Raw genomic sequence first — 12,864 nt, 5'->3', positions numbered from 1 at the left:
TAGTTAAAGTCTGCCAGGCCCTTTAACACCAAGGGGTTTTGGTGTATTAACATCCAAAAACCGCTCTTCATCAGCGGCTCTTTGAACCGCCCCTTCCCTCTCAATCGAGGCGATGAGGGAGTTCAACTCAAATTGAGCAACTTCAGAGTATGGTTGCCTATGTGCATCGCTCTTCCAGGGGAGAGCCAAGGCGGAAATTAATGAAGTTTCAATCACATCATCAAGATCAATTTCCACAATTTGTTCTTCAGGCAGAACCCAAAGATGGCCTGCTATCCGCCCCTCGACAATGAGCCAAGGGTGGATATCTGCAATTCCTTCAATACCATTGAAAGAGAGGACGCCGAGCCTTCTTGCTTTTTCCCTGGCCTTGGCAAGAGCATCCTCAGCCATTTTTAATTCAATCATCGCTTGAATGCGATCTACATCACGCAAGACGGATTCAACCTCGCTCCTTTTCCCTCTTGTGACCACTGAGCCCTCCCGAGATTTTAGGAAGCGATCAAGGGACTGCAGGGTAAAACCCATGTGCTGATTTACAGCCGTTGTGCCAGGGCGTGAGGGATTTTTAACTGGCTCAGGCCCTTCCCCTGCCCTCACCCAAGCCCTTAGGGTCGTGTAATGAACACCCAAGTAAAAAGCGGCAGCTTTCGTGCTGACCTTTGCTCTAACGCCGCTTTTCGCCTCCTCTATTTCCTGTTGCCACTGCGCCTTGTCAGGCGGTGGCGACACGGATAAGGGATCACGCGACAGTGGGAATACATTATTCATCCACTCCACCCTTTTCCTTTTCAGGCAGCAAAGGCCAGTCAACTGGTTTCAGCTGATTGTAGAACGTGGGTGCGCTGGAAGCCATCAGCTGCTCAACGCGAGACAGCGCTTCCTGCAGCTCATACCACTCCGGTTCCTGATATCGAATTGTTGAGGCGGATCCTGCATCAGGGTCCGTTGGGTCTTTAGGGGCAAGGTGATTAAAGAGCCTGCTTACGATGCGATCAGGGATTTGGAGCTTACCTGCGTAGCGTCCCAGCGTTCTGCGCAAATCATGAGGCGTTGGTCCAAATTCAACAGACAGCTTTTCGCCCAGGCCTTTCATAATGGCCTTGCTGTCTTTGTAATGCCCTTCGGCAGCCCGCGCGCTACGGGCGGGGTATACCCAGCGGGCGCGGGGATCATCCGCCTCCAAGCGCCTCTCAAAGCGGTGACGCATGAGGGCGGTGGAAAACGGGCCAAGTGGCATGTTGTGATCGCGCCTATTTTTGGTCTGAGCGAAGAATACTTGCGCGCCTTCCTTCCCTGTCATCGGGTTGATCGACGTTCGGCCCTCTTTCCTGGCCTTTGGATCCATCGCGTCCAGCCATACCCAAGAGGTTGTTTCACGCTCGCTCTCTGGCACGCGGTCAAACCACGCCAATTCTGCGGTTTCATTTCTGCGAGCGCCCAAGAAGAGCGTTGAGAGCAGGTAATAGACTCCGCTCTCGTTCTGGCCTCGCTGAGCCAAGCGCCGGCTCCAGAGGTAGTCAATAGCTGCGCCGAGTGTTCCATCCGCCTCGCCCAACGGATTGCGAACGCGAGCTTTAACGTAGTAGCTGTGAAGCGCCCTGGCATCCCGCATTCGCCCCTCTTCCCACAGGACCTGGAAATCATTTCCAAAAATAATTGGATTGCGCCCAGCCTTTTTAGCCTGCCGCTTCTCTTTGTCGATCACGTAGCGAACAGCGCGCGATGCAGCTGCAAAGGTCTGTTCTGCGGCGCTTACGCCTGCCGCCTTAATTCGAACCCTCATGGCTTCGCTAGTGATACCAAGCCTATCAAGCTCTTCCTTGGTCAAATTGACCCGCCCCACGCTCTCCATAAAGGTTTTAATTTCGGGCGTGAGCCTATTTGAGTGCAAGGCTGCGGAGAGCCAGGTTGCATTAAAAGCCTTTAGAACATCCTCTTCTGTGATGTGCCTTATTTGCTTGGTTCCAAAATTGACCTCATCACGATCTAGGCGCGCAATTGTATTATTGAGCATCTTGATGGTGCCCTCAGCCGCAGGCGGCGTGCGCCTGATAAGCATGTCGCGATAGAGCGTAATTGCTCCATTGACTGTCAGCTGCCTCATTTCCTCAATTGAGGTCTCTGCGCGCTCATTGACCTTGGGGTGAGCACCCGTTTCCTTTGACTCCTGGAACTTGTGGCGGGCCAGCCTATGGGCTTCTTCAAGTGACAGATCCCGCGTGTCACCCACTGTGAAGCGCATCACCTTGCCGTTAATTTTGCGCTGAACCTCGTAGCTGGCCTTTGTCTTGCCCACATAGACACCAAAGCCCGTGGGAGCCTCCTTGGTTGCGTCGAGGAACCTCCAGGCCTTCCCGTCAGGATTGGGTTCAAGAACGGCGTAGCCGCCTCTGGTGGAGGCTACGGGACTACCGCTCTTGTCTAGCGCTGGGCGCACAGTGCTGCGAAGCTGTCGCAGTTGCTCTTCATTGAACTTCAAGCGAAGCGCCATCTAGTGTTCCTCCTGGATCTGGCTACCGCTGGAGCCCCGCACGGCCCCGGTAGCCAAATTCTGCCACCTTTTTGTGCCCTGCAGTGTTTTGGCTACCCTCTGGCTACCTTTTGCGCTGTCAAAGCCTTCCACAGCGTTCCACTTGCTCGCACTCCCGCATCTGCAGAACCGCTATAAATGACTGATATTGTTGCAAAACCCAAGAAGTCAAAGGCATCCGAAGACCACACACCTTTGATGAAGCAGTTCTTCGCGGCCAAGTCCGATTACCCGGACCTGCTGCTGTTCTTCCGCATGGGTGACTTCTACGAACTGTTCTATGACGACGCCCGCAAGGCGGCGCGCCTGCTCGACATCACCCTGACCCAGCGCGGCAGCTCCGGCGGCGCACCGATCCCGATGGCCGGCGTGCCGGTACATGCCTATGAAGGCTACCTGGCACGGCTGGTGGCGCTGGGCGAGTCGGTGGCGATCTGCGAGCAGATCGGTGACCCGGCGCTGGCCAAGGGCCTGGTCGAGCGCAAGGTGGTGCGCATCGTCACCCCCGGCACGGTCACCGACGAGGCGCTGCTGGATGAACGCCGCGACACCCTGCTGATGGCCCTGTCGCGCAGCAAGCAGGGCTACGGCCTGGCCTGGGCCGACCTGGCCGGTGGCCGCTTCCTCGTCAACGAAGTCGAGACCGACGACGCGCTGGAAGCCGAACTGGCCCGACTGGAGCCGGCCGAGCTGCTGGTGCCCGACGAGGAGAACTGGCCCGACTTCCTGCGCCAGCGCACCGGCGTGCGCCGCCGTGCGCCGTGGCTGTTCGACGCCGACAGCGGCCGCCGCCAGCTGCTGAACTTCTTCAAGCTGCATGACCTGAGCGGCTTCGGCATCGATGACAAGCCGCGTGCAACCGCTGCCGCGGGTGCCCTGCTCGGCTATGTCGAGGAAACCCAGAAGCAGCGCCTGCCGCACCTGACCTCGATCGCGATGGAAACCGCCGGCGAGGCGATCGCGATGAACGCCGCCACCCGCCGCCACCTGGAACTGGATACGCGCGTCGACGGCGACACCCGCAATACCCTGCTGGGCGTGCTCGACAGCACGGTTACACCGATGGGGGGGCGCCTGCTGCGGCGCTGGCTGCACCGCCCGCTGCGTCTGCGCGAGGTGCTGGTACAGCGCCACCATGCGGTGGAAACCCTGATCGACCGCGGCAGCGACGCCGACATCCGCGAACAGTTCCGCCGTCTCGGTGACCTGGAACGCATTCTCACCCGCGTCGCGCTGCGTTCGGCGCGGCCGCGCGATTTCTCCACCCTGCGCGACGGCCTGGGCCTGCTGCCGGCGGTGCGCGAGGTGCTGGCACCACTGGATTCGCCGCGCCTGCAGACGCTGCATGCGGCGCTGGGCGAACACGACGAGTGCGCGCAGCTGCTGGCCAGCGCCATCGCCGAAATGCCGCCGCTGAAACTGAGCGACGGCGGCGTGCTGGCCGATGGCTTCGATGAAGAGCTGGACGAACTGCGCCGCCTGTCCACCCACGCCGACCAGTTCCTGGTCGACCTGGAACAGCGCGAGCGCGAAAGCAGCGGCATTCCCACCCTGAAGGTGGGCTACAACCGCGTGCACGGCTACTACATCGAAATCAGCAAGGGCCAGTCCGACCGCGCGCCGGTGCACTACACCCGCCGCCAGACGCTGACCAATGCCGAGCGCTACATCACCGAGGAACTGAAGGCGTTCGAGGACAAGGTGCTGTCCGCGCGCGACCGTTCGCTGTCGCGCGAGAAGTACCTGTACGAGCAGCTGCTGGACACCCTCGGCGGCCAACTGGAACCGCTGAAGCAATGCGCCGCCGCGCTGAGCGAACTGGACGTACTGGCGGCCTTCGCCGAACGCGCGCAGGCGCTGGACTGGGCGCGCCCGGAGCTGCAGGCCGAGCCGTGCCTGAAGATCGAGCGTGGCCGCCACCCGGTGGTCGAGGCGGTGCGCGAGCAGCCGTTCGAACCCAATGATCTGGATCTGCATCCGGACCGTCGCATGCTGGTCATCACCGGCCCGAACATGGGCGGTAAATCGACCTACATGCGGCAGAACGCGCTGATCGTACTGCTGGCCCACATCGGCAGCTTCGTGCCGGCCAGCCGTGCGCTGATCGGCCCGATCGACCGCATCCTGACCCGCATCGGCGCCGGCGACGACCTTGCCCGCGGGCAGTCGACCTTCATGGTCGAGATGGCCGAAACCAGCTACATCCTGCATCACGCCACCGCCCATTCGCTGGTGCTGATGGACGAGATCGGCCGTGGCACCTCCACCTACGATGGCCTGGCGCTGGCCGACGCGGTGGCCCGTCACCTGGCCTACCAGAACCGCTGCTACACGCTGTTCGCCACCCACTACTTCGAGCTGACCGCGCTGGCCGACGAGCAGCACGAGGGTGGCCGCAGCGGCATCGCCAACGTGCACCTGGATGCCGTCGAGCACGGTGAGGCGCTGGTGTTCATGCACGCGGTAAAGGATGGCCCGGCGAACCGCAGCTTCGGCCTGCAGGTGGCGGCACTGGCCGGCCTGCCGCGCGCCACCGTGGCACAGGCACGGCGTCGCCTGGCCGAGCTGGAACAGCGCGGTGGTGAGAGCCATGCCGCCGAGTTGGCGCCGCAGGCGTTGGTTGCACCGCAGCAGTTCGGCCTGTTCGCGGCACCGTCGAGCAAGGCACAGGACGCGCTGGCTGCAATCGACCCGGACGAACTGACGCCGAAGCAGGCGCTGGAAGCCCTGTACCGATTGAAGGCACTGCTGTAGCCGCAGCGCACGCCCATGGCCTCCCGCTCGCCTTGCGGGAGGCCTATTGAAAGACTGTGCAAATCCGATTCTGCGTTTCAATTGACAGAATCTATCAACCTGAATGGATCATTCGATTATTCATTTCATCTGGCCATAGCTAAAGTCGAGTGAAGATGTTTCTCCCACGTCTTCACCGCCACCAGGAGCCAGCCGATGAGCCAGTCCGACAACAACAACGCCAAGTGCCCGTATCACACCGCCCCGTCGCCGGAGCAGGGCGCCGAGCAGCAGCGCGAGCTCAGCACCACGCCCAAGCAGAAGCATGGCGATGATCCGGTCACGCCGATGACCACGGCCTTCGGCGCACCGGTGGTGGACAACCAGAACAGCAAGACCGCCGGCCCGCGTGGCCCGCTGCTGATGGAAGACGTCTGGCTGCTGGAAAAGCTGGCCAACCTCAACCGCGAGATCATTCCCGAGCGCCGCATGCACGCGAAGGGCTCGGGCGCGTTCGGCACCTTCACCGTCACCCACGACATCAGCAAGTACACCCGCGCCAAGCTGTTCGAAAAGGTCGGCAAGCAGACCGAGATGTTCGCCCGCTTCACCACGGTGGCCGGCGAGCGTGGCGCCGCCGACGCCGAGCGTGACATCCGCGGCTTCGCGCTGAAGTTCTACACCGAAGAAGGCAACTGGGACCTGGTCGGCAACAACACCCCGGTGTTCTTCCTGCGCGACCCGCGCAAGTTCGCCGACCTCAACAAGGCCGTGAAGCGCGACCCGCATACCAACCTGCGCAGCGCGCGCAACAACTGGGATTTCTGGACCCTGCTGCCCGAAGCCCTGCTGCAGGTGACCGTGGTGATGAGCGACCGCGGCATTCCGCGCAGCTTCCGCCACATGCACGGCTTCGGCTCGCATACCTACAGCTTCACCAATGCCGACAGCGAACGCTTCTGGGTGAAGTTCCACTTCGTCAGCCAGCAGGGCATCGAATCGCTGACCGACGCGCAGGCGCAGATCCTGGTCGGCCATGACCGCGAAAGCCACGGCCGCGACCTGTTCGCCGCGATCGAGAAGGGCGACTTCCCGAAGTGGAAGCTGTTCATCCAGGTCATGCCGGAGCTGGACGCGGAAACCTACCGCGTGCATCCGTTCGACCTGACCAAGGTGTGGCCGAAGAGCGACTACCCGCTGATCGAAGTGGGCCAGTTCGAACTGAACCGCAATCCGGTCAACTGGTACCAGGACGTGGAGCAGTCGGCGTTCGCGCCGAGCAACCTGGTGCCGGGCATCGGCCCATCGCCGGACAAGATGCTGCAGGCGCGCCTGTTCGCCTATTCCGATGCGCAGCGCTACCGCCTGGGCGTGAACCATCACCAGATTCCGGTGAACGCAGCGCGCTGCCCGGTGCACAGCAACCACCGCGATGGTGCGATGCGCGTGGACGGCAACTACGGCGGCCTGCCGCACTACGAGCCGAACAGCTACGGCCAGTGGCAGGAGCAGCCGCAGTACCGCGAGCCGCCGATGAAGATCCGCGGCGACGCCGACTTCTGGAATTTCCGCGAGGACGACGCCGACTATTTCAGCCAGCCCGGTGCGCTGTTCCGCAGCTATAACCAGGCACAGAAGGACCGCCTGTTCGCCAACACCGCCCGCGCCCTGGGCGATGCGCCGGACTTCATCAAGCAGCGCCACATCGACAACTGCAGCAAGGCCGACCCGGCCTACGGTGCCGGTGTTGCCGCGGCGCTGAAGGCGCTGGCCAGCCAGCCGTCGGATCCGTTCAAGCCGGCGCAGCCGGAAGCGGACTTCCCCACCGCCACCCCGGGCGCCGAAGACATCGAGCTCTGATCGCCCTCCCCCGTGAACGGCACGCCGCCTCCCCGTGAGGCGGCGTCGCCGTTTTAACGGTCCGCGTCGTACCTTCTGCACGCCCAACCCCAATCAAGGATTCCGCAGATGAGCCTGACCGATGAACTTCTCGCCAAATTGCAGGGCGCCCCGCTGCAGCAGGTGTCGCAGCAGCTCGGCATCAGCGATACCCAGGCTTCCGGCGCGATCAGTGCCGCGCTGCCGGTACTGATGGGCGCGCTGGGCAACAACGCCTCGCAGCCACAGGGCGCGCAGGCACTGCTCGGCGCCTTGCAGAACAACCACAGCGGCCTGGACCTGGGCGGCGTGCTCGGTTCGGTGCTGGGCGGCGGTGGCGCCAGCGGTGGCGCTGCCAGCGATGGCGCCGGCATCCTCGGCCACATCTTCGGCGGCAGCCAGCAGAAGGTGGAAACCGGCCTGGCCCAGGCCACCCAACTCGACAGCGGCCGCACCAGCCAGCTACTGCAGATCCTCGCGCCGATCGTGATGGCCTTCCTCGCCCAGCGCCTGGGTGGCGGCCAGGCCGATGCCAGCTCGCTCAGCCAGGCCCTCGGCCAGGAAAAGCAGCAGGTGCAGCAGCAGGGCGGTCTTGCCGGTGGCCTGCTCGGCAGCCTGCTGGACCAGGATGGTGATGGTCAGCTGGGCGTGGGCGATCTGCTCAAGCTGGGCGGCAATCTGCTCGGCGACAAGCGCTGAGGGAAAGCCTGGCCGGACATGGGCCGGCGCTACCGGCATCACCATGGGTAGCGCCGGGCCAGGCCCGGCGGCTTACCGGTTGCCCGCCTTCAAACGCTGCAGGATCGGTGCGAACAAGGGCGCCTGCATCGAGCGCGGCGGCTCGACATGGCCGCCCTTTTCCTGCGCCTGCCAGTACGACCACGGCAGCGGCTTGTCGCCCAGTTCGTAGTCCATGCCGTCCCAGCCATCCTCGCGGAAGGCGTAGAAGGCCCAGTGCACCTTGTCCTGCTCAAGCACCTGCAGCACATCCTGCAGGTAGCGGCTGCAGTCCGGCCACCGCCGCATGCAGCCGAATTCGGCCACCACCATGCGGTTGGCACCGACGCCATGCGAGGCGGCCCACGTCATCGGCTGCTGCAGGTAACGGCGTACACGCGCCGCATCCCAATGCTCGTTGCCTGCACCGAACGGCACCTGCGCCGGATAGCGCCAGGGTTTGGCACGCGTCTGGTTCGGTGCACTGGTTGCTGCATACGGCTCGTACATGTGCACGCTGTACAGCAGCTTCGAATCCGCCAGCGGTGCCGGCCAGTAGTTGAAACCGTCGGCGGCGGCATACCAGCCCGCATCCAGCATCAGCGGCATCGCGGTGTCGACCTCGCGGATGCTGGCGATCAGTTCCGAGTAGAAGCGGCGCAGATCGCGTGGGCCGTCCTGCACACCGGCATACCACCGCTGCATCGCCTCAGTGGACGCATGCTCGGCCAGGCCTGCACCGTACTCGGGCACCGGCTCATTGATGAGGTTGTAGGCGGCCAAGGCAGGATGACCCTTCAGCGCCGTGGCCAGCTCATGCCAGAAGCGACGGGCCGGCACATGGTTGTCGAAGGACTGCCACAGGCGCTGGTCGACCACATCGCCGTTGTGCTGCTTCCAGCGCAGCAACGGCAGCGACAGCGGCGTCAGCACCACTTTCAGTCCGGCCGCATCGGCGTCATCCAGCACCCGCCGCAGCGTGGCCAGGTCGGCCGGAACCAGTCCGCGATAGTCATCGGCGTTGCCGATCAGGAAGTCACGACCGCCCTGCCCCTTCCACTTGTCCGGCACCAGCCGCACCCAGGTCGCACCGGTCGCACGCAGCGCCTCGAAGTATTTCCGGTCCGGAGGCGACATGTTCATGCTGTTGCCACCGCGTTGCGGAACGTCCCAGAAGGTGATGTCGGCAGCGTGCAGTGGCGCAGCAGCAAGCAGGGACAGGCATAACAGCAGACGACGCATGGGCAGGCCTTCGATAGGTGAAAAACCAGCCTGCCCAGCGCAATCCGAACGCACCGTGACCGGCGCTTTGTTTCGCACCGCGATAGGAACAATCCGTTGGAATCAGGATTTCGCTAGAGCGCGTCGATGTCACCCAAGGCCCGGATCAAACGCCGCGCGCGCTTGTCCGGCTTGTGTTCCGGCGGCTGGAAGCCATCGCGTGCGGCAATGCGCAGTGCACGCTGTTCGGCACGGCGCGCCTTCGAAGCCTCGCTCTCGGCATACAGCTGCTGTGCCGTTGGCGCCGGCCCGCGCTGGTCGCTCAGGCCCAGCACCTGGATCTCGAAATGCTCCTCGCCACGATCCACCTGCAGCTGCTCACCCACGCGCACCGCGCGCGAGGACTTCGGGCGCTGCCCGGCGACGCTGACCTTGCCGGTTTCGATGGCCTGCTTGGCCAGGCTGCGGGTCTTGAAGAAACGGGCCGCCCACAACCAGATGTCCAGGCGGACACTGGGCGACAGCGGGGAAAGCTCGGGCATTGGTGCGTGCTACTCCGGTGGCTTGTTCAGGGGGCGCGGGTTATCGGGGTCGGTGCGGCAACCGCTGCCCCCGATCAGGGTGGGAACGCCGGCGGAAAGATCCTGGCGCTGGCTGCCGACCAGGCACTCGGGGCGGTCGGTTGGCCGCACCTGGGTATCGCCCAGCCGGTCACCTGTCGAACATGCGGCCAGTGCGGCGCCGATCAAGGCCATCGCCAGGCTCCATTTCACCTGCAGTCGTTGATGCATTGCCACATCCTGCAAACCGGCTTGGTGCTAGTGTGCGCCTCCCGGGAATCGATCACCACTCCATGGCCAAAGCGCCGCTTGACCTGACCTCCGGCCCGATCGGCCGCAACCTTCTGCTGTTCTCCCTGCCGATCCTGGCGGGCAACATCGCGCAGTCGCTGAACGGTTCGGTGAATGCGGTCTGGGTGGGGCGCTTCCTCGGCGAGGCGGCATTGACCGCCACCGCGAACGCCAACAACATCATGTTCTTCCTGATCGGCTCGGTGTTCGGCTTCGGCATGGCCTCGACCATCCTGATCGGCCAGGCGATCGGTGCGCGCGACATCGCGCAGGCACGGCGCGTGGTCGGTACCAGCGCCACCTTCTTCATCGGCCTGTCGGTGATCATCGCCATCGCCGGCTGGTTCATGGCCCATCCGCTGCTGGCGGCGATGGGCACGCCGGCCGCCTCGCTGCCGTTGGCCGAGGCCTACCTGCAGATCATCTTCCTGGCGATGCCGACGCTGTACGCGTTCGCCTTCCTCACCGCCGCGCTGCGCGGTGCCGGTGATTCACGCACGCCGTTCCGTTTCCTGATGGTGTCGGTGGCGCTGGACATCGTGCTGAACCCGGTGCTGATCTTCGGCATGGGGCCGTTCCCGGTGCTGGGCATTGCCGGTTCGGCCTGGGCCACGCTGGTCGCGCAGACGCTGTCGCTGGCCGGCCTGCTGCTGTACATGCGGCACAAGCGCCACACCCTGTGGCTGGGCCGCGCCGACATGCGCCTGTTCAAGCTCGACCTGACCATCCTCAAGGCGCTGGTCATCAAGGGCGTGCCGATGGGCCTGCAGATGGTGCTGATCTCGCTGTCGGTGATCCTGCTGATGACCATGGTCAACCAGTACGGCACCGACACCGGCGCCGGTTACGGCGCTGCCCTGCAGCTGTGGAACTACCTGCAGATGCCGGCGATGGCGATCGGTGCGGCGTGTTCTTCGATGGCGGCACAGAACGTCGGTGCGCAGCGCTGGGATCGCGTGCGCGGCACCGCGCGCCAGGGCGTGCTGTTCAACTTCCTGTTGACCGGCGCGCCGATCCTGCCGCTGGTGGTGTTCGATCGCCAGCTGCTGGCACTGTTCCTGCCACCGGCCAGCCAGGCGCTGGACATCGCCCGCCATCTCAACCACGTGGTGATCGGCTCGTTCCTGTTCTTCGGCGTCAGCTTCGTGATCTCCGGCGTGGTGCGCTCCACCGGCGCAGTGATTCCGCCGCTGCTGATCCTGGCCGGTTCGCTGTGGGGCGTACGCGTGCCGTTCGCCGAACTGCTGCAGCCGTACTGGGGCGCCGACGCGATCTGGTGGAGCTTCCCGGTCAGCTCGCTGGTGTCGATGCTGCTGTCGCTGGCCTATTACCGCTGGGGCGGCTGGCGCAAGGCGAAGATGATGGGCAAGCCCTCGCACGCCGAGGAACTGGCCACGCCGTCGGAGATTCCGGCCTGCCCGCCGTCGCCAGTGGCCGACCCGGATGCCGCGCCACTGCGGTAGTGCCGGCCGCTGGCCGGCAACCTCAAGCCCCTCCGGAAGCATCGCGCAACAGCCGGCCAGCGGCCGGCTCTACCGCTTCTTCTTCGCCGCCGGTCATTACCACGGTAGTGCCGGCCGCTGGCCGGCAACCTCAAACCCCTCCGGGGGCATCGCAAAACAGCCGGCCAGCGGCCGGCTCTACCGCTTCTTCTTCGCCGCCGGTCATTACCACGGGTAGTGCCGGCCGCTGGCCGGCAACCTCAAACCCCTCCGGAAGCATCGCGCAACAGCCGGCCAGCGGCCGGCTCTACCGCTTCTTCTTCGCCGCCGGTGATTATCACGGTAGTGCCGGCCGCTGGCCGGCAACCTCAAACTCCTCCGGAAGCATCGCGCAACAGCCGGCCAGCGGCCGGCTCTACCGTTTCTTCTTCGCCGCCGGTCATTACCACGGTAGTGCCGGCCGCTGGCCGGCAACCTCAAACCCCTCCGGGGGCATCGCAAAACAGCCGGCCAGCGGCCGGCTCTACCGCTTCTTCTTCGCCGCCGGTCATTACCACGGTAGTGCCGGCCGCTGGCCGGCAACCTCAAGCCCCTCCGGAAGCATCGCGCAACAGCCGGCCAGCGGCCGGCTCTACCGCTTCTTCTTCGCCGCCGGTGATTATCACGGTAGTGCCGGCCGCTGGCCGGCAACCTCAAACTCCTCCGGAAGCATCGCGCAACAGCCGGCCAGCGGCCGGCTCTACCGTTTCTTCTTCGCCGCCGGTCATTACCACGGTAGTGCCGGCCGCTGGCCGGCAACCTCAAACCCCTCCGGGGGCATCGCGCAACAGCCGGCCAGCGGCCGGCTCTACCGCTTCTTCTTCGCCGCCGGTCATTACCACGGGTAGTGCCGGCCGCTGGCCGGCAACCTCAAACCCCTCCGGAAGCATCGCGCAACAGCCGGCCAGCGGCCGGCTCTACCGCTTCTTCTTCGCCGCCGGTGATTATCACGGTAGTGCCGGCCGCTGGCCGGCAACCTCAAACTCCTCCGGAAGCATCGCGCAACAGCCGGCCAGCGGCCGGCTCTACCGTTTCTTCTTTTTGGCAGCGTTGAACGTGGCCGCCGCGCGCAGCAGTGCCTTCAACGCCGCGGCATCCGGCATCGCGCCTTCATGGATGTCGATCGCACGTCGCGTGTTGCCTTCCAGGCTGGCGTTGAACAGGCCCTTCGGGTCCGCCAGCGCGGCACCGTTGGCAAAGGTCAGCTTCACCGCCTGCTTGTAGGTCTCACCGGTGCACAGGATGCCGTTGTGCTCCCACACCGGTGTACCGCGCCACTTCCAGGTTTCCTGCACGTCCGGCAGCGCCTCATGGATCAGCGCGCGCACGTGTGCCAGCGCTTCGCCACGCCAATCCCCCAGCTCGGCGATGCGTGCATCGATCAGTTCAGCGGCCGGGGTTCCGGCATCGGCAGGGTTCGGTGCATGCGTGGCCATCAGCGGTTCTCGTC

At 64.3% G+C, this 12,864-nt stretch carries 11 protein-coding genes; 5 read left to right on the top strand and 6 right to left on the bottom strand.

What is annotated here, in order from left to right:
• Window positions 1–3 precede the first annotated feature (3 nt).
• Together ACZK5G_RS06465 and ACZK5G_RS06460 are read right to left on the bottom strand one after the other, a co-directional pair.
• Window positions 4–771: a helix-turn-helix transcriptional regulator gene (locus tag ACZK5G_RS06465; protein WP_478465720.1), complete on the bottom strand. Its 768-nt coding sequence runs from the start codon at window positions 769–771 to the stop codon at window positions 4–6.
• Window positions 764–2,494, bottom strand: coding sequence for a tyrosine-type recombinase/integrase (locus ACZK5G_RS06460; RefSeq protein WP_478465719.1), 1,731 nt, complete (start codon window positions 2,492–2,494; stop codon window positions 764–766). Before ACZK5G_RS06460 ends, ACZK5G_RS06465 begins: the two co-directional genes overlap by 8 nt.
• Before the next feature lie 177 nt (window positions 2,495–2,671).
• Between ACZK5G_RS06460 and mutS the strand changes: the two genes are divergently transcribed.
• From mutS to ACZK5G_RS06445, 3 genes are all read left to right on the top strand, one after another.
• Complete coding sequence (gene mutS, locus ACZK5G_RS06455; protein ID WP_478465717.1) at window positions 2,672–5,287, top strand: DNA mismatch repair protein MutS; 2,616 nt, start codon at window positions 2,672–2,674, stop codon at window positions 5,285–5,287.
• Between the two features lie 195 nt (window positions 5,288–5,482).
• The gene (locus ACZK5G_RS06450; RefSeq protein ID WP_049399631.1) at window positions 5,483–7,126 is read left to right on the top strand and encodes a catalase; all 1,644 of its coding nucleotides are present in this window, start codon (window positions 5,483–5,485) and stop codon (window positions 7,124–7,126) included.
• A gap of 108 nt (window positions 7,127–7,234) precedes the next feature.
• Window positions 7,235–7,843, top strand: a complete 609-nt coding sequence (locus tag ACZK5G_RS06445) for a DUF937 domain-containing protein (RefSeq protein ID WP_478465715.1) — start codon at window positions 7,235–7,237, stop codon at window positions 7,841–7,843.
• A gap of 72 nt (window positions 7,844–7,915) precedes the next feature.
• On the opposite strand, the gene ACZK5G_RS06440 is transcribed toward ACZK5G_RS06445, so the two are convergent.
• From ACZK5G_RS06440 to ACZK5G_RS06430, 3 genes are all read right to left on the bottom strand, one after another.
• Window positions 7,916–9,103, bottom strand: a complete 1,188-nt coding sequence (locus tag ACZK5G_RS06440) for a glycoside hydrolase family 5 protein (protein ID WP_478465714.1) — start codon at window positions 9,101–9,103, stop codon at window positions 7,916–7,918.
• A gap of 113 nt (window positions 9,104–9,216) precedes the next feature.
• Window positions 9,217–9,624: an RNA-binding S4 domain-containing protein gene (locus ACZK5G_RS06435; protein WP_004149153.1), complete on the bottom strand. Its 408-nt coding sequence runs from the start codon at window positions 9,622–9,624 to the stop codon at window positions 9,217–9,219.
• Between the two features lie 9 nt (window positions 9,625–9,633).
• Window positions 9,634–9,873 (bottom strand): hypothetical protein, encoded by a 240-nt coding sequence (locus ACZK5G_RS06430; protein ID WP_478465712.1) that lies wholly within the window; start codon window positions 9,871–9,873, stop codon window positions 9,634–9,636.
• 62 nt (window positions 9,874–9,935) lie between these two features.
• On the opposite strand from ACZK5G_RS06430, the gene ACZK5G_RS06425 reads away from it, so the two are divergent.
• Both ACZK5G_RS06425 and ACZK5G_RS06420 read left to right on the top strand, forming a co-directional pair.
• On the top strand, window positions 9,936–11,396 hold the full coding sequence (locus ACZK5G_RS06425; RefSeq protein ID WP_478465710.1) for an MATE family efflux transporter: 1,461 nt from the start codon (window positions 9,936–9,938) through the stop codon (window positions 11,394–11,396).
• A gap of 107 nt (window positions 11,397–11,503) precedes the next feature.
• Window positions 11,504–12,262, top strand: a complete 759-nt coding sequence (locus tag ACZK5G_RS06420) for a hypothetical protein (RefSeq protein ID WP_478465708.1) — start codon at window positions 11,504–11,506, stop codon at window positions 12,260–12,262.
• Window positions 12,263–12,439: 177 nt separating this feature from the next.
• Here ACZK5G_RS06420 and ACZK5G_RS06415 read toward each other — a convergent pair whose 3' ends face one another.
• Window positions 12,440–12,850: a DUF1801 domain-containing protein gene (locus tag ACZK5G_RS06415; protein ID WP_478465707.1), complete on the bottom strand. Its 411-nt coding sequence runs from the start codon at window positions 12,848–12,850 to the stop codon at window positions 12,440–12,442.
• Window positions 12,851–12,864: the final 14 nt, after the last annotated feature.

The organism is Stenotrophomonas sp. 62841_Sma, assembly GCF_056482945.1.
Note: the sequence above shows the minus strand (reverse complement) of the source record. Positions and strands in the feature narration are given on the sequence as shown.